The organism is Clostridium sp. Marseille-Q2269 (genome assembly GCF_943736985.1).
GTDB lineage: Bacteria > Bacillota > Clostridia > Clostridiales > Clostridiaceae > Clostridium_F.
Genome location: NZ_CALSFS010000006.1, coordinates 44,213 through 69,572 on the forward strand (window position 1 = coordinate 44,213; position 25,360 = coordinate 69,572).

The 25,360-nt window shown below is 28.5% G+C and carries 18 protein-coding genes; 16 read left to right on the top strand and 2 right to left on the bottom strand.

Annotated features, from left to right (window positions below; all coding sequences use genetic code 11):
• Positions 1-159: 159 nt before the first annotated feature.
• Positions 160-1,026, top strand: a complete 867-nt coding sequence (locus NGI68_RS09155) for a tRNA 2-thiocytidine biosynthesis TtcA family protein (protein WP_251861167.1) — start codon at positions 160-162, stop codon at positions 1,024-1,026.
• 90 nt (positions 1,027-1,116) lie between these two features.
• Here NGI68_RS09155 and NGI68_RS09160 read toward each other — a convergent pair whose 3' ends face one another.
• Entirely contained in the window at positions 1,117-1,662 is a 546-nt protein-coding gene (locus NGI68_RS09160; protein WP_251861168.1) for a helix-turn-helix domain-containing protein, read from the bottom strand.
• Between the two features lie 369 nt (positions 1,663-2,031).
• Between NGI68_RS09160 and NGI68_RS09165 the strand changes: the two genes are divergently transcribed.
• The 6 genes from NGI68_RS09165 to NGI68_RS09190 all read left to right on the top strand — a co-directional run bounded on the left by NGI68_RS09165 (position 2,032) and on the right by NGI68_RS09190 (position 11,934).
• Positions 2,032-3,432, top strand: a complete 1,401-nt coding sequence (locus NGI68_RS09165; RefSeq protein ID WP_251861169.1) for an APC family permease — start codon at positions 2,032-2,034, stop codon at positions 3,430-3,432.
• A gap of 123 nt (positions 3,433-3,555) precedes the next feature.
• On the top strand, positions 3,556-4,632 hold the full coding sequence (locus NGI68_RS09170; RefSeq protein ID WP_251861170.1) for a M24 family metallopeptidase: 1,077 nt from the start codon (positions 3,556-3,558) through the stop codon (positions 4,630-4,632).
• 391 nt (positions 4,633-5,023) lie between these two features.
• On the top strand, positions 5,024-7,615 hold the full coding sequence (gene adhE, locus NGI68_RS09175; RefSeq protein WP_251861171.1) for a bifunctional acetaldehyde-CoA/alcohol dehydrogenase: 2,592 nt from the start codon (positions 5,024-5,026) through the stop codon (positions 7,613-7,615).
• A gap of 497 nt (positions 7,616-8,112) precedes the next feature.
• Complete coding sequence (gene adhE / locus NGI68_RS09180) at positions 8,113-10,701, top strand: bifunctional acetaldehyde-CoA/alcohol dehydrogenase (RefSeq protein ID WP_251861172.1); 2,589 nt, start codon at positions 8,113-8,115, stop codon at positions 10,699-10,701.
• Between the two features lie 303 nt (positions 10,702-11,004).
• Entirely contained in the window at positions 11,005-11,322 is a 318-nt protein-coding gene (locus tag NGI68_RS09185; RefSeq protein ID WP_251861173.1) for a DUF2325 domain-containing protein, read from the top strand.
• Between the two features lie 21 nt (positions 11,323-11,343).
• Positions 11,344-11,934, top strand: coding sequence for a DUF3793 family protein (locus NGI68_RS09190; RefSeq protein WP_251861174.1), 591 nt, complete (start codon positions 11,344-11,346; stop codon positions 11,932-11,934).
• Positions 11,935-12,059: 125 nt separating this feature from the next.
• Here the strand turns inward: NGI68_RS09190 and NGI68_RS09195 are convergent, their stop codons facing one another.
• Entirely contained in the window at positions 12,060-13,019 is a 960-nt protein-coding gene (locus NGI68_RS09195) for a PLL family lectin (RefSeq protein WP_251861175.1), read from the bottom strand.
• 95 nt (positions 13,020-13,114) lie between these two features.
• On the opposite strand from NGI68_RS09195, the gene NGI68_RS09200 reads away from it, so the two are divergent.
• From NGI68_RS09200 to NGI68_RS09240, 9 genes are all read left to right on the top strand, one after another.
• Positions 13,115-13,639: a phosphatase PAP2 family protein gene (locus NGI68_RS09200; RefSeq protein ID WP_251861313.1), complete on the top strand. Its 525-nt coding sequence runs from the start codon at positions 13,115-13,117 to the stop codon at positions 13,637-13,639.
• A 334-nt stretch (positions 13,640-13,973) separates the two neighbouring features.
• On the top strand, positions 13,974-16,070 hold the full coding sequence (locus NGI68_RS09205) for an efflux RND transporter permease subunit (protein ID WP_353505369.1): 2,097 nt from the start codon (positions 13,974-13,976) through the stop codon (positions 16,068-16,070).
• 31 nt (positions 16,071-16,101) lie between these two features.
• Positions 16,102-18,696: a hypothetical protein gene (locus NGI68_RS09210; RefSeq protein WP_251861176.1), complete on the top strand. Its 2,595-nt coding sequence runs from the start codon at positions 16,102-16,104 to the stop codon at positions 18,694-18,696.
• A 441-nt stretch (positions 18,697-19,137) separates the two neighbouring features.
• Positions 19,138-19,950, top strand: coding sequence for a polysaccharide deacetylase family protein (locus NGI68_RS09215; RefSeq protein ID WP_251861177.1), 813 nt, complete (start codon positions 19,138-19,140; stop codon positions 19,948-19,950).
• A gap of 110 nt (positions 19,951-20,060) precedes the next feature.
• Positions 20,061-20,747 (top strand): response regulator transcription factor, encoded by a 687-nt coding sequence (locus NGI68_RS09220; protein ID WP_251861178.1) that lies wholly within the window; start codon positions 20,061-20,063, stop codon positions 20,745-20,747.
• A 9-nt stretch (positions 20,748-20,756) separates the two neighbouring features.
• Entirely contained in the window at positions 20,757-22,151 is a 1,395-nt protein-coding gene (locus tag NGI68_RS09225) for a sensor histidine kinase (RefSeq protein ID WP_251861179.1), read from the top strand.
• Between the two features lie 60 nt (positions 22,152-22,211).
• A complete protein-coding gene (locus NGI68_RS09230; protein WP_251861180.1) occupies positions 22,212-23,708 on the top strand; it encodes a hypothetical protein in 1,497 nt (498 codons plus the stop codon).
• A 34-nt stretch (positions 23,709-23,742) separates the two neighbouring features.
• Positions 23,743-24,309: a tRNA 5-(aminomethyl)-2-thiouridylate-methyltransferase MnmM gene (mnmM, locus tag NGI68_RS09235; protein WP_251861181.1), complete on the top strand. Its 567-nt coding sequence runs from the start codon at positions 23,743-23,745 to the stop codon at positions 24,307-24,309.
• 24 nt (positions 24,310-24,333) lie between these two features.
• Positions 24,334-25,008 (top strand): TVP38/TMEM64 family protein, encoded by a 675-nt coding sequence (locus NGI68_RS09240; RefSeq protein ID WP_251861182.1) that lies wholly within the window; start codon positions 24,334-24,336, stop codon positions 25,006-25,008.
• The last annotated feature ends 352 nt before the right edge of the window (positions 25,009-25,360 follow it).

A 25,360-nucleotide genomic window follows, 5' to 3' on the forward strand; every position in this document is an offset into this window, starting at 1 on the left:
TAAAAAATATTATAAAATTATACTAGTGTAATATAAATAAGAAATTTGTATAAGTCATGTTTATTAATAAATATGGCTTATTTTTGATTTATTAAAAATTTTTTAGTACAAAATAATATAAAAGTGTTATAATATTTTTCGTAAGTGAGGTGAAAAAATATGAGTAATATAGCTGGAGAAGGTTGTGAAGTTTTAGTACCTTTTAATGAGAGAAAACCTCTTAAGGACATAGAGAGAAGTATTGTTAAGAAATATAGAAAACCTATGTGGAATAAATTTGTTAAAGCTATTAAAGAATTTAATCTTGTAGAAGATGGTGATAAAATAGCTGTAGCAGTTTCTGGTGGGAAAGATAGTATAGTTATGGCAAAATTATTTCAGGAATTAAAAAAGCATGGCCAAATAAATTTTGACTTAGAATTTATTTCAATGGACCCTGGTTATCATAAAGACATAAGAAAGTTATTAATAGACAACTGCAATTATTTAGATATACCTATTAATTTATTTAATTCTGACATCTTTAAAGTTATAGATGATATAGCAAAGGATTATCCTTGTTATATGTGTGCTAGAATGAGAAGAGGAGCTCTTTATTCTAAAGCACAGGAATTAGGATGTAATAAATTAGCATTAGGTCATCATTTTAATGATGTTATAGAAACTATTTTATTAAATGTGCTGTATGCTGGAAACTTTAAGACTATGTTGCCTAAATTCAAATCTACAAATTTTAAAGGGCTAGAATTAATAAGACCATTATATTATGTAGAAGAAGAATATATACAAAAATTTATACAAAGTAGTGGTATATGGCCACTAAACTGCGCTTGTATGGTGGCAGCGGGTAAAGTAGGAAATAAAAGACATGAGATTAAAGATTTAATTAAAGAATTAAAGAAAAATTTTAAAGATGTAGATAAATCTATTTTTATGTCATCTAAAAATGTGAATATGGAAGCTATCTTAGGATGGAAAAAACATGGAGAAAAACATTCTTATTTAGATTTTTATGATGAGGATTAATAAATAGAAAAAGATTGGCAAATTAAATTTAAACTTGCTAATCTTTTTTTATTTATTAATGGCACATGAATGTGGAATATATAATGATTTTTAGAATATTACAGGGTAGACAACTGTTAATATTTTAGAATCTGTTTTAAGAGGATTAACTAATATATGTGGTATAGTGGAAGGAAAATGAATAGAGTCTCCTTCGTTTACAAAATACTCTTCACCATCTAAAGTAGCTATAATAGCACCTTCTAATACATATACAAATTCTTCTCCTGGATGACTAAATTTGTGACCATGTTGTTTTTCCGCTGGAATTACAACCAATATAGATTCCATATTTCTTTCTGGAAAGTTACCACTTAGCCGTATGAATTTAGAACTGGAGCCTTCCAGTTCAAAAACTTCTCTTTCTTGTTTTTTTACTAAAAATTTGTGAAGTTCTGGAGTTTTAAAAAAATAAGTTATAGGTACATTTAGTGCATCTGCAATTTTTTTTAGAGAAGTAATTGCAAGAGAAGACGAATTATTTTCAACTTGTGATAAAAAGCTTATAGATAAACCTGTTTTCCCACCAAGATCTTTTAAGGTTAAATTTTTTTCTTTTCTTAGATTTCTAATTTTTTCAGCAATTTCATTGATCATTTTGACCTCCAATACTCATACTAACAAAATCCAGAAAAATCTTACTTTTCTTTCAATAATAATAGCATAATAAGTGTTTCAATTCAATATTATTAGCTCAGCATTAGAAAAAAATTATACAATTATTTGTATAAAAATATACAATAATAAGATTATTTATAACCAGACAAATTAAAAAAATATTTTAATATAAGTGTAAAAATATAATATATATTGTAGTAAATAATAAATAATTACTGTATAACAGTAGAAAATCGTGTACATATCATATAAATTATGATATTATCAAAATATACTGAAATATTTACAAAACTTTGTAGGTATAAATATTCAATGTGACTGAAGATTTTGATTAAAGGGGGAATAAACATGAAAAAGAAAATAGGTCTATGGGACTTAGTTTTCATGAATGTATCAGCGCTCTTTGGGATTAGATGGATAGCCAAATCTACAGCATCTAGCTTTGGATTAGGTCTTGGTGCAATACCAGCATGGGTAATATTTGCATTTATATTTTTCTTGCCAAGTGCTCTTATTTGTGCAGAACTTGCATCTACTTATCCAAGAGATGGAGGGCTTTATGAATGGGTAAAAGAAGCCTATGGAGAAAAATGGGGATTTATGGTGTCTTGGCTAAACTGGACAGCTAAATTATTTTGGTATTCATCATTTTTAACATTTTTAATAGTAAATGTTTCTTATGCATTGGGAAAACCAGAACTTGCAGGTAATAAGATGTTTGTACTTATATGTTCATTAGTTATATTTTGGATACTTTCATTAATTAGTACTAAAGGTATGGCTTTTGCTAAAATATTTACTAATTTAGGGGCATTAGGTTCAACTGTACCAGCGATTCTTTTAATAGTAATGGCGTTTGTATCTGTATTAGTGTTTGGACATAAACCAGCATCAACATATACAGTAGCTACATTAACACCAAAATTAAACATGGATGCTTTAGCAGCAATTTCATCTGTTATGTTTGGACTTGCAGGGGCAGAAACTGCTGCAAATTTTGTTACAGAAATGGAAGACCCTAAAACAACTTTTCCAAAGGCTATTTTAATATCAGCAGCTATAGTTGGAGGTCTTTATGTATTAGGTTCTATTGCAGTAACTATGATTATACCAACAGATAAAATAACTGCATCAGAGGGTATATTAACAGCATTAGGAACTGTTGCAGCTAACTTAGGCATAGGACCATGGTTTATAAGAATAATAGCATTAGGTATTTCTTTGTCAGTTTTAGGAGCTATAATACTTTACATAGCATCACCAATAAAAATGTTATTTGGTAGTGTACAAAAGGGAATATTTACAGAGAAATTCACAAAGGTTAATGAACATAACATACCTGTACAAGCAGTTATATTACAAGCTATTATAGTAAGTATTATATTGTTAGCCACTACATTATTACCATCTGTTGATGCTATATATAATGTACTTGTTACAATGACAGCATTAACGTCATTATTCCCATATGTTATATTATTCCGTTCATATGTTAAATTAAGAACAGATAGACCAAATGAAATAAGACCATATGAAATGGCTAAAGATAATGGGAAGGCTGTAGTTATAGCTAATATGTTATTTATAATATCAGTGATAGGTATAGTATTATCAGCGGCACCAGTTATGCCTAGTTTAGCTGAAAATATAGTATATGAATTAGAGATGATAGGTGGAGCTGTTTTAGTTATAATCATAGGAATAATTAAATGGAATAATTTTGTTAAAAAAACAGGATTTAGACAATAAAAATAGAAAGATAATAAGAGACTGTCTAAAAGATAGTCTCTTTTACCAATAAAATTAGATTTTATTTCTCTTTTATACATAGGAGAATAAAAAAATAAATAGAAAAACTTAGGAGGGGATTTTATGAAACAAGAAAGACTTAACAAAGTTTTAGAAGGGATGAAAGAGAGAGGAATTTCTCAAATGCTAGTTTCTGATCCAGCGGCTATTTTTTATCTAACAGGAAAATGGATTCATCCTTATGAAAGATTACTAGCACTTTATTTAAATACTAATGGTAATCACAAATTTTTCCTTAATGAATTATTTACAGTAGAAGAAGATTTAGGAATTGAAAAAGTATGGTTTAATGATACACAAGATGGAGTAGAAATCATCTCAAAATATGTAGAAAAAGATAAAACTATGGGTGTTGATAAAAATTGGCCAGCACGTTTCTTATTAAGGCTTATGGAATTAAAAGGTGGAAGTGAATTTGTAAATTGTTCTAATATCATAGACAGAGTTAGAATGTGCAAAGATGAAGAAGAACAAAAATTAATGAAAGAATCTTCAAGAATAAATGATATAGAAGTAGAAAAATTAATAAAATTAATTCCAGAAAAATATACAGAAAAGAAAATGGGCAAAATATTAGGAGATATTTATTCAGAATTAGGAGCAGAAGGATTTTCATTTGACCCAATAGTAGCATATGGAGCAAATGGAGCAGATCCTCACCATGAATTAGATGAGTCTGTAGTTAAAGAAGGAGACAGTATAGTTATAGATATTGGATGCGTAAAAGATTCTTATTGTTCTGATTTAACTAGAACAGTATTTTATAAATCTGTTTCAGAAAAATCAAAAGACGTTTATAATACTGTATTAGAGGCTAATAAGAGAGCAGAAGCTATTATAAAGCCAGGAGTAAGATTCTGTGATATAGACAAAGCTGGTAGAGACTATATAGAATCTAAAGGATACGGTAAATATTTTAATCATAGAATTGGACATTCAATAGGAATAGAGGATCATGATTTTGGAGATGTTTCATCAGTTAATACTGAAGAAATAAAGCCAGGAATGATATTCTCTGTAGAACCAGGAATATATATACCTGGAGAAGTTGGAGTTAGAATAGAAGACTTAATTTTAGTAACAGAAGATGGTTGCGAAATATTAAATAAATACAACAAAGAATTGACTATAATAGAATAGTTAAGGGATTTAAAATATAGAATAAATTATTTAAATATAAAATTTATAAATAATTTTTTGTAAAAAATAAATTATAACTATGAAAAAGTGATTTTAACAATTCAGTTTTTCATAGTTATTTTTTTATGAAAAGATTGTTTTAAATTTAACAAATTAATAAGTTTATTACCTCATAAAGATAAAATAAAAAAAAGAAAAGGTTAACAATGAAAAATATTACAAAATTTACTACTAGGTGTTGACGTGGCATAAAATAAGCGTTACCATGGAGTTGTTGAACAAATGACAAACCAAAATATAGAAGATATTAAAAGTATTAATATTAAATTAGTACTTTTTATATATATAAAGCTTGTTAAAAAATAAACTATTACTTAAAGAGGTGTTCTTAATGAAAATTACAACTACCGAAGAATTAATCAAAAAAATTGAAAAAATTAAAGAGGCACAAAAAATTTACTCCACGTATTCTCAGGAGCAAGTAGATAAAATATTTAAAGCTGCAGCTATGGCGGCCAATAAACAAAGAATAAAGCTTGCAAAATTAGCAGTAGAAGAAACAGGTATGGGAGTGATAGAAGATAAAGTTATAAAAAATCACTTTGCATCTGAATATATATACAATAAGTATAAAGATGAAAAAACTTGTGGTGTAATAGAAAAGGATGAAGCCTTTGGATTAACAAAAGTTGCAGAACCAATAGGAGTTATTGCGGCAATAGTTCCAACAACTAATCCAACTTCAACAGCAATTTTTAAATCCTTAATAGCTTTAAAAACTAGAAATGGTATAATTTTTTCACCACATCCAAGAGCTAAAAAATCTACAATAACAGCAGCTAAAATTGTTTTAGATGCAGCAGTTGAAGCAGGTGCACCAAAGGAAATAATAGGATGGATAGATGAACCTACATTAGAATTATCAAATGCAGTAATGAGTAATGCAAATTTAGTTCTTGCAACAGGTGGTCCAGGCATGGTTAAGGCAGCTTACTCTTCAGGAAAACCAGCTATAGGGGTAGGACCTGGAAATGTACCAGCTATAATACATGAAACAGCAGATATTAAAATGGCTGTAAGCTCAGTAATACTTTCTAAAGCTTTTGATAATGGTATGATTTGTGCATCAGAACAATCAGTAATTGTAATGGATAGTATATATGAAGAAGTAAGAAAAGAATTTAAGTTTAGAGGAGCTTATATATTAAATAAAGAAGAAGTACAAAAGGTTAAGAATATAATTCTAGCTAGTAGCGGTGGAGTAAATCCTAAAATTGTTGGTCAATCACCACAAAAAATAGGTGAAATGGCAGGAATAAAAGTTCCAGCTTGGGCTAAAATTTTAGTTGGAGAAGTGGAATCTGTTGAATTAGAAGAACCATTCTCTCATGAAAAATTATCTCCAGTTTTAGCAATGTATAAAGCTAAAACTTATGAAGAGGCCTTAAGGAAAGCTGAAAGATTAGTAGAATTAGGAGGATTTGGACACACATCTTCATTATATATAAATACAATGAAATGCAAAGAAGAAGTAGAAAAATTCTCAAATAATATGAAAACAGGAAGAACAATTATAAACATGCCATCAGCTCAAGGTGGTATAGGTGATATATATAACTTTAAATTAACACCATCTCTAACTCTTGGTTGTGGATCTTGGGGTGGAAACTCAGTATCAGAAAATGTAGGTCCAAAACATTTATTAAACATTAAAAACGTAGCTGAGAGGAGAGAAAATATGCTTTGGTTTAAAGTTCCAGAAAAAATTTATTTTAAATATGGATGCCTTCCAATAGCTTTAAAAGATCTAAAAAAATTAAACAAAAAGAAAGCATTTATAGTTACAGGAAGAGTATTAAACAGATTAGGAGTAGCTAAGAAAGTAACAGATATGTTGGATGAAATGGGAATAGCTCATAAGGTATTCTGTGATGTAGAAGCAGATCCAACTTTAAAAACAGCTAAAAAAGGTGCTGAAGCAATGGCAGATTTTGAGCCTGATACAATAATAGCATTAGGTGGAGGTTCACCTATGGATGCAGCTAAAATAATGTGGGTTATGTACGAGCATCCAGAAGTAGAATTTGAAGACTTAGCTATGAGATTTATGGATATAGGAAAGAGAATATATGAATTCCCACATATGGGAGACAAAGCTATGATGGTATCAGTAGCTACATCAGCAGGTACTGGTTCAGAAGTAACTCCATTTGCTGTTATAACTGATGAAAAAACAGGAGTAAAATATCCATTGGCAGATTATGAATTAACTCCAAATATGGCTATAGTAGATGCAGATTTAATGCTTAATATGCCAAAAGGATTAACAGCTACATCAGGAATAGACGCTTTAACTCATGCAGTAGAAGCTTATGTATCAGTTATGTCTTCAGAATATACAGATGGATTATGTTTAGAAGCTATAAAATCTATATTTGAATATTTACCAAGATCTTATAAAAACGGCGCTGAAGATATAGAAGCAAGAGAAAAAATGGCTCATGCATCAACTATGGCAGGCATGGCTTTTGCAAATGCTTTCTTAGGAGTATGTCATTCTATGGCTCATAAATTAGGAGCTATGCATCATGTACCACATGGTATAGCTAATGCTTTATTAATAAACGAAACAATTAAATTTAACTCAGCAGATATGCCAAGTAAGCAAGCCACTTTCCCACAATATAAATATCCAAGTGCTAAAGCTAAATATGCTAAAATATCAGATTGTTTAGCATTAGGCGGAAAAACTGATGATGAAAAAGTAGAATTATTAATAAAAGCTATAGATAAATTAAAAGCAGAAATAGATATTCCAACTTCTATAGAAAAAGCAGGAGTATCAAAGGAAAAATTCTTTGCTACATTAGATGAAATGTCAGAAAATGCTTTTGATGATCAATGTACAGGGGCTAATCCAAGATATCCACTAATAAGTGAAATAAAAGAAATGTACACTAATGTTTTCAGTGATAATAAATAAAAATATTTTAGATATATAGTGTAGAACAGTTATCATAGTTAAACCAAACTAAAACTTTAGTTTTTACCCAGAAACAAAACATTTATACGAAAAACGGGGCTGTCGCATTAAAGAATTTAAGCACAATATATTGTTTTATAGTTTAAAGTTAACACAATGTATTGTAGGATTTATTCTTAGTGAGACAGGCGCGTTTTTTTTTGTTTCATAATATTTGAAAAAACTATTTAAATAAGAAATTTCAAAGTCATTGAAATGGTTACCAAAAACAGTAATTTCATAAACTTATTTAGAAAGGAAAAAATGACATAATAAAACATGATAATTATTTAACAAAAACTATTGACTTATGTGTAATAAAATATTATGATGTAGTTGTTAAATAAATAACAAGCTAACAAATGACAACACATTGGTAATATCCCCAGAGTTTAAGACTTTTTATATTTTAAGTGAGTTTGTTAAAAAATAAACTATCATTAGAAGAGGTGTTATTGATGAAAATTACAACTACCGAAGAATTAATCAAAAAAATTGCAAAAATTAAAGAAGCACAAAAGATTTACTCCACATATTCTCAGGAGCAAGTAGATAAAATATTCAAAGCCGCAGCTATAGCTGCTAATAAAGAAAGAATAAAGCTTGCAAAAGTGGCAGTAGAAGAAACAGGAATGGGTATAGTAGAAGACAAAGTTATAAAAAACCACTTTGCATCTGAATATATATATAATAAGTATAAAGATGAAAAAACTTGTGGTGTAATAGAAAAGGATGAAGCCTTTGGATTAACAAAAGTTGCAGAACCAATAGGAGTTATTGCAGCAATAGTTCCAACAACTAATCCAACTTCAACAGCAATTTTTAAAGCCTTAATAGCTTTAAAAACCAGAAATGGTATAATTTTTTCACCACATCCAAGAGCTAAAAAATCTACAATAATGGCAGCTAAAATTGTTTTAGATGCAGCAGTTAAAGCAGGTGCACCAAAGGAAATAATAGGATGGATAGATGAACCTACATTAGAATTATCAAATGCAGTAATGAGTAATGCAAATTTAGTTCTTGCAACAGGTGGTCCAGGCATGGTTAAAGCAGCCTACTCTTCAGGAAATCCAGCTATAGGGGTAGGACCTGGAAATGTACCAGCTATAATACATGAAACAGCAGATATCAAAATGGCTGTAAGCTCAGTAATAATTTCTAAAACTTTTGATAATGGTATGATTTGTGCATCAGAACAATCAGTAATTGTAATGGATAGTATATATGAAGAAGTAAGAAAAGAGTTTAAGTTTAGAGGAGCTTATATATTAAATAAAGAAGAAGTACAAAAGGTTAAAAAGATAATTTTAGTCAATGGTGGATTAAATGCTAAAATTGTTGGTCAATCACCACAAAAAATAGGTGAAATGGCAGGAATAAAAGTTCCAGATTGGGCTAAGCTTTTAATTGGAGAAGTGGAATCTGTTGAATTAGAAGAACCATTCTCTCATGAAAAATTATCTCCAGTTTTAGCAATGTATAAAGCTAAAACTTACGAAGAGGCCTTAAAGAAAGCTGAAAGATTAGTAGAATTAGGAGGATTTGGACATACATCTTCATTATATATAAATACAATGAAATGCAAAGAAGAAGTAGAAAAATTCTCAAATAATATGAAAACAGGAAGAACAATTATAAATATGCCATCAGCTCAAGGTGGTATAGGTGATATATATAACTTTAAACTAGCACCATCTCTAACTCTTGGTTGTGGATCTTGGGGTGGAAACTCAGTATCAGAAAATGTAGGTCCAAAACATTTATTAAACATTAAAAACGTAGCTGAGAGGAGAGAAAATATGCTTTGGTTTAGAGTTCCAGAAAAAGTTTATTTTAAATATGGATGCCTTCCAATAGCTTTAAAAGAATTAAAACAAATGAATAAGAAAAAGGCGTTTGTAGTTACAGATAAGGTACTATATGAATTAGGAGTTGCTAAAAAGGTAACAGATGTATTAGATGAAATAGGAATAACTCATAAGGTATTCTTTGATGTAGCACCAGATCCAACTTTAGAAACAGCTACTAAAGGTGCAAAAGAAATGGCAGATTTTCAGCCTGATACAATAATAGCTGTAGGTGGAGGATCAGCTATGGATGCAGCTAAAATCATGTGGGTTATGTACGAGCATCCAGAAGTAGAATTTGAAGACTTAGCTATGAGATTTATGGACATAAGAAAGAGGGCATATACTTTCCCACACATGGGAGACAAAGCTATGATGATATCAGTAGCTACATCAGCAGGTACTGGTTCAGAAGTAACTCCATTTGCTGTTATAACTGATGAAAAAACAGGAGTAAAATATCCATTGGCAGATTATGAATTAACTCCAGATATGGCTATAGTAGATGCAGATTTAATGCTTAATATGCCAAAAGGATTAACAGCTGCATCAGGAATAGACGCTTTAACTCATGCAGTAGAAGCTTATGTATCAGTTATGTCTTCAGAATATACAGATGGATTATGTTTAGAAGCTATAAAATCTATATTTGAATATTTACCAAGATCTTATAAAAACGGCGCTGAAGATATAGAAGCAAGAGAAAAAATGGCTCATGCATCAACTATGGCAGGCATGGCTTTTGCAAATGCTTTCTTGGGAGTATGTCACTCTATGGCTCATAAATTAGGTTCTATGCACCATGTACCACATGGTATAGCTAATGCTTTATTAATAAATGAAACAATTAAATTTAATTCAGCAGATATGCCAAGAAAACAAACAGCTTTCCCACAATACAAGTATCCAAGTGTTAAAGCTAAATATGCTAAAATAGCAGATTGTTTAGCATTAGGTGGAAAAACTGATGAGGAAAAAATAGAATTGTTAATAAAAGCTATAGATAAATTAAAAGCTGAAGTAAATATTCCAACTTCTATAGAAAAAGCAGGAGTATCAAAGGAAAAATTCTTTGCTACATTAGATGAAATGTCAGAACAAGCTTTTGATGATCAATGTACAGGAGCTAATCCAAGATATCCATTAATAAGTGAAATAAAACAAATGTACACTAATGTTTTTAGTGATAAAAAGTAAAAACATTTTAAATAGATAGTGTAGAACATTTATAATAATTAGACCAAACCCAAACTTTAATTTTTACCCATAAATAAAACATTTATACGAAAAATGCCCTAGATTAAAAATGATCTAGGGCATTTTTAATTTGGTGGTAAATGAATGCTCATTTTTATTTTTAATAAATAAAAGAGAGTATATTTCCAAAAGGCTATTGATTTTAATTATCATTTGTTATATAATTTATATGAAATTGATTATCATTGTCCAGGGTAAATGAATATTAATATAATTAAAATAGATAGTTTAGGGGTGTTATTAATGAGTGTTTTCGTTGTGGGAGGAGACAGAATTAAAACCATAAAAGAAAACTTAAAAGAAATGGGGTTCAATAAGATAAGCCATGTTACTGGTAGAAGAACTAGACATAGAAAAATACAGGTACCTACTAACACAGATTTAATTTTAGTATTAACTGATTACATAGGGCACACAGTAGTAGAATCCATAAAAGAGCAAAGTAAATCTCAAAATACTAGACTAGTTTATTCAAGAAGAGCTTGGACTAGTATTGAAAAAGCATTAAAAGATACTATAGGTGGTGTAAATAATGTTAATGAGGTTGCTAAAAGAAATTAATGCATTAAAAAGGGGTTAAATATGAGTAAAAATCTAGTAACGAAGTATATGAATATTATAAACGCCATGGAAGATAAGAAATATTTATATTCCTTACTTTTATATTTAATTGCACCAACTTTAGATGGGGTAAAGCCTTCAACTATTGTTACGTTTAGTACAAGCGGCAAAAACTTGGACTTATTATGGTATAAACATAAAAAAGAGTTTTTAAATATTTATAAAATCAATTATATAGAATTGAAAAAAACAAATAAATGTACCACGATTTTATTTTACCATAAAGAATCATTGAACGAGGTATTGTATGATAAGTATAATCTAGATTTTTTAAGCCAGATAGGGTACAACCAATTTTTAAATGTAGAATATTTTTTATATAAATTGAAAAGTAGATTTGAAAGTATATGTCCTCATGAAATAGGTATATTTTTAGGCATACCCTTAGAGGAAGTAAAATCTTTTATACAAGATCCAAAAAGAGAATGCATATACTGCGGTTATTGGAAAGTGTACAATGATATACAAAAATCTAAGAGACACTTTACCTCTTACGACATAAGTAGAACTAATATGATTTTAGAAGTTTTAAGAAAAGAATGGAGTGCATAATTAAAATTTGTATGGAAACATAATAAAAATAAAAAAATACACTTCATAAGCTAAGTTAGCTAGCCATTTTATGAAGTGTATTTTCTATGGCAGAAGTTAAATTTTAATATATATTTAATAATATATTAATCGTATATTTTTTCCATGGCATTTTCCATAGTACCTCGGGCAAATACATTTATGCTAGAAGAATCTTTAGATACAGAAACAGGTTCAGAAGTCAGGTTTCCACCTAAGTTTTCCCAGCTACTCCAAGTAGATCCGTTCCAATATATATACATAAGTGTATTATTTCTACCGCGAGCAAAAACATCAATTCTATTTTGCCCTCTAGAAGAAGCACAAGGAGCGGATGTTAAGAAACCACCTAGGTCTTGCCACTGACTCCAACTAGTTCCATTCCACCATTTATGAATTAAAGTATTATTTATACTACGAGCAAAAACATCAATTCTATTAAAACCCCAAGAAACTGCACCAGGACCAGAAGTTAGATTTCCACCTAGAGCCTCCCATTGACTCCAACTAGAACCATCCCACCATCTGTGATACAATTGGTTATCTGATCCTCTAGCAAAGCAATCTAATCTATTAGAAGCCCAGGAACAAATGGTAGGAGCTGATGTAAGCTGTCCACCAAGATTTTCCCAACCACTCCAACTGGAACCATCCCACCATTTATGATACATTGCATTATCGGTACTACGACCAACTACATCAATTCTATTAAATCCCCAAGATACAGCTTTAGGAGAAGAGGTTAATGTGCCACCAAGATTTTCCCAATAATTCCATCTATCATTATCAAACCAATTATGAACTAACTCACCATTTCTTCCTCTGGCAAATAAATCGATTCTATCATCAGACCAAGAAGAAGCCCCTAAGCCAGATGTAATATTTCCACCTAGATTGATCCAGTCACTCCAGGAGTCATCTTCATCTTCCAATTGATCATATTCTTGTCTAAAGTTTCTATAATTCCCATCGATACCATTACAATATATTGAAAAATATGGACAGATAAAATCTTCATTTGTATCATAAGTATTAGGGTAATTCGGATTAAAAAAGAATGGATACATAGAAAACTCCTTTTAAAATTGCTCAATTTATAATATTCTATACCCTAAAATATGTTACAATTATATTCTAAAATACATAAGTGGAGAGTGATATGGTGACTTTTATACAAAACTTAGACATTTTTATACTGGACCTTATTCATAAAACTATTTCAAATAGTTTTATGGATAAAATAATGATATTTATCACAAGTATAGGCAACTTAGGACTAATTTGGATAGGAATATCATTAATATTATTATTAAATAAGAAATATAGAAAAGTAGGAGTATTATGTATAGCCGCTTTATTATTAGATACAATTTTGGTGGATTTATTAATTAAGAACATAGTACAAAGGGGAAGACCCTTTACAGCCATAGAAGGAATAAATTTATTAGTTAAAGCTCCTAAAAGTTTTTCTTTCCCATCAGGGCATACAGCTGCATCTTTTGCTATAGCTACAGTTATATGGAAAGAACTAAAAATATTTAGAATACCAGTTCTTATATTAGCGTCTTTAATAGCCTTTTCAAGATTATATTTATATGTCCATTATCCTTCAGATATATTGCTAGGAATATTAGCAGGGGTAATTAGTGCTAATATAGTTATTTATATTTATAAGAAAAAATTCTAAAATTATATAAGGGGCTGTCGCACTAAGAATAAATACTACAATATATTGTGTTAACTTTAAACTATAAAACAATATATTGTGCTTAAATTCTTTAATGCGACAGCCCCTTTTTAGGGCAAATAATCATTTACAAGTATGACATTTATTGTTAAAGAAAATTTTAAAAAATTTTAATATAAATAGCAAAAAATAGCATTGACTTTAAGTCATTTTAGTATATAATTAGTATTATAATAAATGACTTTAAGTCATTATATCTTTATAATTATAGATAGAATACGGGGAGCGTATACACAAATCATAAGTTTTAAATTTGTATGGGGAGATGATTCCAGTGAAAAAATTTGGAAAGTTTATTACAGAAAAGAGGGTATTAGTTCTTATAGTAGCAATAGTTTTATTAATACCATCTTTTTATGGAATGGCAAAAACTAAGATAAACTATGACATATTATCTTATCTTCCAGAGCGATTAGATACGGTAAAAGGGCAAAAGGTATTAGATAAAACTTTCTCTAGTGCGGCAACATCTATGTTAGTAATTGATAATATGGAATCTAAAGATGTAATAAAGATTAAAGATAAAATAGCCAAAGTTGATGGTGTAGAAAAAGTACTTGGTATAGATGATGTAAAGGATGCATCTATTCCTAAAGAAATACTACCAGACAAAATAAAGAATACAGTATATAGTAAAAATTCTACGTTGGTACTTATAAAGTTTAAAGAATCAACAGCATCTGAAAGAACACAAGAAGCTATAGCAAATATAAGGACACATTTGAATAAACAATGCTTTTTAAGTGGAATGTCAGCAATAATAAAGGATACTAAAGATTTATCAGATAAAGAAGCTCCTTTTTATGTATTAATAGCAGTAACTTTATCAGTAATAGTTTTAATGCTTACTATGGAATCTACAATAGTGCCGTTTATATTCATTATATCTATAGGATTTGCAGTTGCCTATAATATGGGAACCAATATATTTTTAGGAGAAATATCTTATATAACTAAGTCCCTGGCAGCGGTGCTCCAATTGGGAGTTACTATGGATTACTCAATATTTCTACTTCATAGATATGAAGAGGAAAAAGAAAAATATGAAGATAGAAATAAAGCTATGGCAGAGGCTGTAAGTAACACTTTTACTGCCATAGGGGGAAGCTCTCTTACAACTATAGCAGGATTTTTAGCATTATGTGCAATGGATCTAACTTTAGGAAAAGATATAGGAATTGTAATGGCAAAAGGAGTAATTTTAGGAGTTGTGTGTACGGTAACAATACTGCCAGCTTTCATATTGCATTTTGATAAAGCTATCCATAAATATACTCATAAAACTATATTGCCAGAATTCAATAAAACAGCAAAATTAGTAACTAAAAAATATAAAGTATTTATAGCTATATTCTTAATAGCTTTTTTACCAGCAGTATATGGAGAAAGAAATACCCAGGTTTATTATAATCTAGATGAAACATTACCTAAGGATATGCAATCTATTGTAGCTTTAAGTAAATTAAAAGATGATTACAATATGACAACAACCCATTTCATAATAGTAAAAGATACAGTTAAACCTTATAAAATAAGAGAAATGACAGAAAAGATAGAAAATGTAGATGGAATAGGTACAGTACTATCCTATGATAAAATCATAGGATCATCCATACCAGAAAACTTTTTACCAGCGGAAATAAAAGATAATTTTAAAAAAGGTGGCTACAATTTAATAATAGCAAATTCAAAATATAAAGCAGCTAGAGCTGAAGAAAATGCACAAATATCAGAAATAAATAAAATAGTAAAAAATTATGATAAAGAAGCCATGGTAGCAGGAGAAGGACCTTTAACAAAAGATTTAATAGAAATTGCAGATAAAGATTTTAAAAATGTAAGTTATGTTTCTATATTGGCCATATTTGCAATAATATTCTTTGTGTTTAAATCAATATCAATTCCAGTAATATTGGTATCAGCCATTCAATTAGCTATATTTATAAATATGGGAATACCTTGTTATACAGGAACGGTAATACCGTTTGTGGCTTCTATAGTAATAGGAACTATACAGCTAGGAGCTACGGTAGATTATGCCATATTAATTACAAATAGATTTAAAGAAGAGTTAGGTAATGGATATAACAAATTTGATGCCATGAACAGGGCAATACAAGGGTCAACTAAATCTATAATAACTAGTTCACTAACATTCTTTAGTGCAACTGCAGGGGTTGCTATTGTTTCTAAGATGCAATTAATTGATAGCTTGTGTATATTAATGGCTCGTGGAGCTATTATAAGTATGTTTGTTACAGTATTTATATTACCATCCATATTGTTAGTTACAGAACCTTTAATAGCTAAGACATCAAGAGGATGGAGAAAAGCTAATCCAAGAAAAGAAACAAATGAAATGTCAGCTTAAAATATAAGTAAAATTTGAGGAGATGGTTAGAATGAATTATAAATGCATGTCTAAAAAAGTTGCAAGTTTAGTTATAATAGGTTCAATACTTAGTTCCAATGCGGTATATGCTGCAGATACTATTAAAAAAGATGAATCAGTTTTTGTTACATTAAATCAAAACGGTGTCATAAAAGAAAAGATAGTTAGTGATTGGTTACATTCAGAAAATGCGGGGATAAGTATAAAAGATAAATCAGAATTAACAGGAATAAAAAATATAAAAGGTAATGAAAAACCTGAAATATCAGGAGATCAGTTAACTTGGAAAACAAATAAGAAAGATATATTTTATCAAGGGAAAACAGATAAAAAATTACCTATAGAATCAGAAATAGTTTATAAATTAAATGGAGAAGAAGTAAAACCACAAGAGTTAGCAGGAAAATCAGGACAAGTAACTATTAATATAAAAATAAAAAATAAAGATGCACATAAAGTAAAAGTAAATGGAGGGGAAAGAACTATATATACTCCCTTTGCAGTAGCTACATTGGTAAATCTTCCAATAGATAAATTTACAAATGTACAAGTAACTGGAGGAGAAATAATATCTGATGGAAATAACCAAGCTATAGCATTTATAGCTATTCCAGGATTGAAAGAAAGCTTAAATGTGGATGAAAATTTATTAAATATAGATTTAAAAGATGAAATAGAAATAAGAGCAGATGTTGTTGATTTTGAACTGGCACCTATAATGATGACAGCAACAACTAAGATACCTGAAATAGATAAGATAGAAAAGTCAGATAAAATAGATGATCTACAGAAGGATATAAATAATTTAAAAGATGCTACATCACAATTGGAACAGGGAGCTTTTAAGATGGCAGATGGTAGTAATGAATTATCAAATCACCTTAAGGATCTAGCAAAAGGAAATAGTGAATTGGCAAGTGGATTAGGCATTTATTCTAGTGCCATAGAACAACTATCAAACGGTTCATCTCAATTATATGATGGTAATAGATTATTAGCAGAAAATCTAGATTTATTTAATAGATCTGTAGGAGAAAAGACATCAAGAGCTGGAGAATTAATAGCAGGCATTAAAAAATATACGGGTGGAGTGAATGAAGTCAAAAATGGTGCATTAAAATTAAATGCTGGTGTACCACAGTTAAGCGGTGGAGCAGAGAAGTTAGGAAAAGGATCTGTTGAGTATAGTAATGGAGCTAAACGATTTGCACAAAGTAGTGATGAGTATGCAAAAGGTGCTTCTGAATTAGCACAAAAAGTGAAAAATAACTCTGGAGATTTATCAAATGGTGCAAATAAACTTCATGATAGTTCAACGCAATTAGAAGCGGGTGCAAAAAATATAGCAGATAAAACAGGACAATTAAGTGAAGGAGCAAGAAACATAGCGGACAAAACAGAAGGATTAAAAGATGGTAGTCAAAACATTTTAGGGGGAATGGATGAAGCTGTAGGAGCTATAGACAATATTAAAGGTGCTAAACAGGAAGAAAGTAATACAATAAATAATGCTCTAGAAAATATGAGAAATTTAAGATCAGTAGCAAGTGAAATAAAAGATGAAGAGCAAAGAGCATCAATTTTAGAAAAAATAGATGAGCAAATAGGTTCATTAGAAAGAGTACAGCAGGGTAGTAGTGAAGTACTTGGAGGATTATCAAGTTTGCAAGATAAATTAGGAGAAGCTAAAGCAGGAGCTGAAAGAGTAAGCGGTGGAATAAATGAATTGGAACAAGGACAAACAAATCTAGCTAATGGATTAGAAGAACTTAATAATGGAGTAAATGGTTATTCAAATAAAATGTCAGAACTCAGTGAGGGAGCTAAAAAACTTAATGATGGAGTATCAGATTTAAACCCTACATTGGGAGAAGCAGTAGGAAAATTAAATGAAGGCAGTAAAGGATTAAAAGAAGGAGCAAATCAATTAGGTGGAAGTTCTTTGGATCTTATGAAAGGATCAAGTGATTTTGTTAATGGATCAAAACAAGCTGTAGCTGGAATAAAAGGATTATCCTCAGGATTGTCTCAGTTAGATTCAAAATCCAATGAGTTAGTAAGTGGATCAAATCAATTAAATGGCGGATTGGGGTTAATAAAGGGATCTACACAACAATTAAGTGTTGCAGGAGGAAGGTTAAGCTTTGGAGCAGGTGCATTGAATACTGGTGTTAATGCTATAAGTTCAGCAGGAAAGCAACTTGGTGCAGGAGCAAAAGAGGCTAGTCAAGGAGCAAATCAAATTAGTGCAGGAGCAAATAAATTAGCTAATGGAAGTAAAGAATTGAGTGTAAATATGACAAAATATAATAACCAAGGCATAAAGAAAATGGATAATGAGGTAGGTACAAAGATAACAGATGTAAAAGAAATATTTGATGTAAAAGATGAAATTGTTAATTTATCTAAAAATTATGGAACCTTCACAGGACTAGAAAAAAATATGGAAGGTAACGTTAAGTTTATCATGAGGACAGATGAGATAAAGAAGCCCAAAAAAGAAGAAGTTAAAAAAGAAGAAAAAAAATCAACAGAGAACAAAGCATCTACGGGAAACGAAAAAAAAGGCGGAATAAGTAAATTAATAAAAGCTTTATTTAGTTAACTTCTATTATAAAAAGGCAGTTCTTAATAATTAAGAGCTGTCTTTTTTATATTCACTTTTATATTCATTATTAAATAATTTCTTCATATATTATTAAAGACGATATTTAAACAATACATTCGTAATAATTTTCAAATAAGTTTTATTTAGTTCTAATTAATATATTTAAAGTGATAAAAGATGATGTAGATTTAATTTTGAATAAGTAAATGATAAAAGTATTTTGAGTTTAATTTATACAAGGCAGGTGATGAGAAAGTGATGTAAAATTTAATAAATTTATTAAATTAAGAGATTTAATTTATAGTAGCTTTTATATAATAAATAAGGTTAAAAATAACTATTATAGCTATTATTTATTAACAGATTTTAATAAGTTTGTAACCCAAATTTACATTTGAATTAGTATTATTATAATGAAAGTTTTTGGAGGCTATTAATATGGACAAAAAAAATAAAATTTTACTAGTGACAATATATGCTTTGCTTTTTTTTATAGGTTTCTTTGTCACCAAAAACATAATAGATAAAAATAATGAAAAGCAAGCTATTCAGGAAGAAGTAACTAAAGCTAATAGTAAAATGACTATGAAACACATGGATGATAAAGTAGTTTTTAATGAATATATAAAGGATAAATATGATGCTAAAGAAGTATTTCGTAAAGATGGTAAAAAGATAGCTTTTTTAACTTTCGATGATGGACCAAGCTATCTAACTAATGATATATTGGATATATTAAAAAAGTATGATATAAAGGGGACCTTTTTTATAGTAGGAAATATGGCAAAAGGGAATAGAAATATAATAGAAAGAGAAATTAAAGAAGGGCATTCTATAGGAAATCACAGTTATACTCATAATTATAAAGATATTTATTCTAGTGTAGATGCTTTTATAAATGAAGTAGATAGAACTCAAAATGTTATAAAATCCATAGTAGGATCTAATTATAATATAAAATTAGTAAGATTTCCAGGAGGGTCTTTTGGGGATAAATTGGAACCTTATAAACAAGCTATACTTAAAAAAGGTTATTATAATATGGATTGGAATGCTTTAAATGGAGATGCAGAAGGGAATAATATACCTAAAGAAAAATTAATAGAAAATGTAAAGAATACTATCGACGGGAAAAATCATGTGGTTATATTAATGCATGATTGTGCAACTAAAAAGACCACAGTAGAAGCCTTGCCAGATATAATACAATATTTAATGGCCCAAGGATATGAATTCAAAGCTTTAAAGTAGTATATATAAAGAATATCTTAAATTTATAGCTAATAGTTGTAAATAAAGTGCAATTTACAATATACTAAAGATATTGAAATAAAATACTAAAGCAATACTGAGGTGAAATCATGGATAAGATATTAATAGTTGAAGATGAGGCCTCTATAAGAGGATTTGTAAAAGTAAACTTAAAGATGAATAATTTTGATGTAATAGAAGCAAGTACTGGAGAAGAAGGAATAAAAAAAGTACGCGAATATAAGCCACAGGTAGTTATACTAGATATTATGCTGCCAGGTATAGATGGATTAAAGGTTTGTAAGATGATAAGACAAGAGTTCCCTAATATGGGTATAATAATGCTTACAGCTAAGAGTCAAGATACAGATAAAGTTTTAGGTCTAGAATATGGAGCAGATGATTATATAATAAAACCTTTTAATCCATTAGAACTTACACTTAGAATAAAAGCTATACTAAGAAGGGTTAATGCAGTTAAAGGAGATGATACTAATATAATAACTGGAGGGCCTTTCACCATAGATCTTTATTCAAAGAAAATATATAAGGAGAAACAAGAAATAGATGTAACTCCAACAGAGTATTCACTTATGAAAATATTTATTGAAAATCCAGGGAAAGCTTTTAATAGAGATGAACTACTAGATTTAGTTTGGGGATATGACTTTATGGGGGATTCTAAAATTGTAGATGTAAACATAAGACGATTACGATCAAAAATAGAGGAAAACCCATCTGATCCTAAATTTATAAAAACTGTGTGGGGAACAGGATATAGATGGCAAAACACTTAAGGAGTTATTATGAGTAAAATAAGTGTAAAAAAGAGGTTAATGGTAAACTTCATATTAATAATAATAATAAGTGTTTTTATACTAGAATTTTTATTAATTATTTTTACAAGACATTATTATTATAATAATTTAGAAGATGCCATTACTAATCAAATAAAAACTTCTGCGGAATTTTATAATAAATATTTTTCAAGCTCATCCTTAGAGGATAATGTATTAGATAATGTGGATGTATTTTGGAGACAGACCTCTGCTCAAGTACAGATAATAGATAAAAACGGTAAAGTGTTAATGGATTCCATAGGAGTATTAAATAAAAATAAAATAAGAACTCTGGATATTCAAAAGGCATTAAGAGGGGAAAAGGGAGTTTGGATAGGTAAGGTGGACTATGATAGCTCTGGTGTAATGGCGGTAACTTATCCATTAAAATCCGATAATAAAATAGTGGGAGTGTTAAGGTTTATAACTTCATTAAGATATGTAAATAGTGATATAGCAAGAATATCTTTAGGATTTTTGATTATTGGATTAGTGGTAATTTTCATATCTGGATTAGTTAGTTTATTTTTAGCTAATAGCATAACAGAGCCTATAAAAGAATTAACCAATGTTGCCAATAAAATGGCAGCAGGGAATTTTAAAGTGAAAAGTGAAAAGATGTATGAGGATGAATTTGGAGATTTGTCTGATACTTTAAACTATATGGCAGATGAGATAGTAAAAAAGGATCAAGTTAAAAATGAATTTATATCTTCTGTGTCTCATGAACTTAGAACCCCTCTAACATCTATAAAAGGATGGGCAATAACTTTAAATTCTAATAAAGTTGATAAAGAGATTTTAAAAGATGGATTAAAAATAATAGAAGATGAAAGTGAAAGATTAAGTGGAATGGTAGAAGAACTATTAGATTTTTCTAAGCTTGTATCAGGGAAAATGAAATTAAATAAAGTGGAAATAGATATAGGTGAAATAATAGATACAGTTAGAAAACAATTAGAACCATATGCTTATAGAAATAGAATAAATTTTAAAGCAAGTTATACAAATAGGTTACCTAAGATATATTGTGATAAAAATAGAATAAAACAAGTTCTAATAAATTTATTGGACAATGGCTTTAAATTTACTCCAGAAGGAGGAGTAGTAGAACTAAGTACTAGATATGAAGATGATTATATAACTATTATTATAACGGATACGGGTATAGGAATTAGTCCAGAAGATTTACCACGAGTTAAAGAAAAGTTTTATAAAGGAAACAGTGGTAAATCAAAAAATGGAATAGGTTTATCCATATGCGATGAAATAGTAAAACTTCACAATGGTGTATTACATATAGAGAGCGAAGAAAACAAAGGTACTGTTATATCAGTAAAACTACCAGTGATAAATTTATAATAAAAAACCTATTTGAAAATTAATTGTAATTATTTCTACAATGCAATTAGGAGAGTTTATATGAAAAAAAATAAAATTTTATTAATATTTATTATTTTAATTTATTCATTAACCATAACTGCTTGTGTAAACTTAAATAGTAATAAAAATGACATAGTAGCTCCTAATAATGAGTCTTGTCCAATTGAAGGAACTTGGACAGTGGATTTTGGCAATTTGGATAAAAACAATAGATTAAGATTAAGACTAAAAGATAAAGATATAATTATAAGTTCTAAGTATATAAAATTGGGAAATGAGATATGTAAGTCACCTGAATTTAAAGTTAAGAGGGTAAAAGCAGAAGAATATTTTTTATATAAATTAAGATTAAACTATGATAAATTAAATTTAAATAAAAAAGAGATAGAGGTTGTTTCAACTTCTTGGGATGACAAACCATTTTATGATTTTATAAAAATAGATGAACAGAAACTATTTTTATATATTGATAATCAATTAGTAACTTTAATAAAGAAATCGGACGATGTCAATATTAAATCTCATAATAAATCAATACAAAATAATTCACCAGAAGACATTACTAAACCAAAGAAGGAATCACTATTAAGAAGTGGTATATTAATAGGACTAAAAAGTTCCAAGACAAATAATATAGATGAATATAAAAATGAAAAAAGTTATAGAACTATTTTTATAGCCTCTAGAAATAGAGATATAAAAAGTGTAATAGAAAGTCCAAATTTATTTGTACCTAGAAAAAATGGATTTTGTCAAATTGGAGTAAGTAGAATAAATAATTTTAATAATGTTCAAGACTCTATATTTGTAGAACCAATATATAATAATTATTTGATAAAAAATAATTATATACAGGAAAAGGATATTAAAAATACAAGTATATATAGAGATATATTATTTGTAAGCAATGATTATATAGCTATAGAATATAATAATGTTTATAAAAATAATCCTACAGATTTATATAGAGTTAAAATGTTACCTATTGACAATATAAATGCAGTAGAAGGAGTTAATATAGGTGATATAATAGATAAAGATGGACAAAAAATATTAAAATCATCCTTAGAGAGTTGCTTGAAATTTAAAGATGAAAGTATAATAAATAAATTAGAAAAAGAACCTAGCAAGCACAGTTTTTTTCTTAGTAGAAGAAATGGACATTGGATACTTAAAGGAAGGTTAAATGGTATAAAAAATAAGGAACAATATATGGACTTTAATATAAATACTGAAATACCTAAAAAAATATTAAATTATGATGATTTAAATTTATCTTGGAATACTATTAAAAGTAGAGTTCCTAATGCTTTAGATGCATATACATCTCCTAATAAGGATTTAGCTGTAATAACAACAGAAGGACAACTATATGTTTATGCTATAGATAATAGAGAGTTATCTAATAAACCAATTTATGAAATGAAACTAAATAAAGAAACTGTAGTTATGGCAGAATGGGCTACAGGAGATTATGTTAGAAAATGGAATTTCGGTATTTCAAAAAATAAATCCTCTCATGTTTTAAAAAAATAAAAAAATGTCTAATTACAAAAGGGAATGGTTTTAAATGTCAAATGAAAAATTTAATAATGCAGTGAATATAGCTAGATACATATGTGAGAATACATTAAAATTAGGTGATACAGCTGTAGATTGTACTTTGGGTAAAGGAAATGACAGTATATTATTAGCACATTTGGTAGGAAATATGGGCAAAGTTTTTTCCTTTGATATCCAAAAGGAAGCCATAAATAAAACTAAAGAAAAGTTAAAAGAGTTTTCTTTTGAAAATATAATTTTTATAAATGATGGACATGAAAATTTGGACAAATATGTAGAAGAAAAGGTAAAGTTGTTTATATTTAATTTAGGGTATTTACCGGGAAAAGATCATAATATAACTACTAAAGCAGAAACTACTCTTAGAGCTTTAAAAAAAGCTTTAAATTTATTGGATGATAATGGTATAGTTTTATTAGTAATATATCATGGTCATAAAAATGGTAAAGAAGAGAAAGTTGTTTTAGATGAATTTACTAGTAAGTTAGATCAAAAGGTTTATAATGTTATGAAAAGCTCATTTATAAATCAGGCTAATAATCCACCACTTTTAATCTGTATAGAAAAAAGATAGAATTTGTTGAGGAGAATATAACTTATGAAAAATAAAAAAGATTTATTAAAAATAATTGTTTTAAGTGTAGTAGTTATTTTTGTAGCCGTGTTTTTATTCAAATATGGACATACAATTAGAAAAATGAATTTAAGAAATACCATAGAATACATTAGAGGTCGTGGAAAATTTGCATCTGTGTGCTTTTTATTGGTGTATGCTTTAAAACCTTTAGTTCTTATTATTCCCGCTTCTATGCTGTCTATTGTAGGAGGAACTTTATTTGGACCAGTAAAGGGATTTATACTAAATATGTTAGGTTTCTTTTTATCAGGAACTTTAGCATTTTGGTTAAGTAGACTTTTAGGAAAATCTTTTGTAGATAAAATATTAAGAGGAAAAGCTGTGGAGATGGATAACAACATTGGAAAAGAAGGGTTTAAAATTATATTTCTTTTAAGATTTCCACCAATATTTCCATATGATCCTATAAGCTATGCTTCAGGACTTACAAAAATGAAATATAAACATTTCGTTTTTGGATCTTTATTGGGCGTTATACCAGAGACTATGTGTTATTCATATATGGGGGAAAATGTAACACATCCTTTTACTTCAAAATTTATAGTTCCTTTAATTTTAGTCATAATAACTACTGTTGTAGCTATATACGTTTATAAAAAGAGTAAAACTAAAGTAGTAAAAAATGAAAAGATCTAAATATTTATATATGAAACATAAAATTATATAAAGTAGAAAAATGTATGTTTAACTATTAAATAAAAGGTGTGAATTTTAAAAGTATATTTTAAATTCATACCTTTTTATTGTAAAAGTAAAAATGCATTTATATTTAAATTTTATTTTATAATTTTATGAATTTTACTAAAGAAATTTTTTATTATCATTAATAGGCAAAAACATTAAAAAATCAAATTACTCATAACTAAATATAAATATGAATATATAAGGTAGTAGAGTTTAATCAATTAAGTTATAATTATCAAATGTTTTAAAAATATTTTAATAAATAATTCTATAAAAAGGTTTTAAAATAAATTCTTATATATTA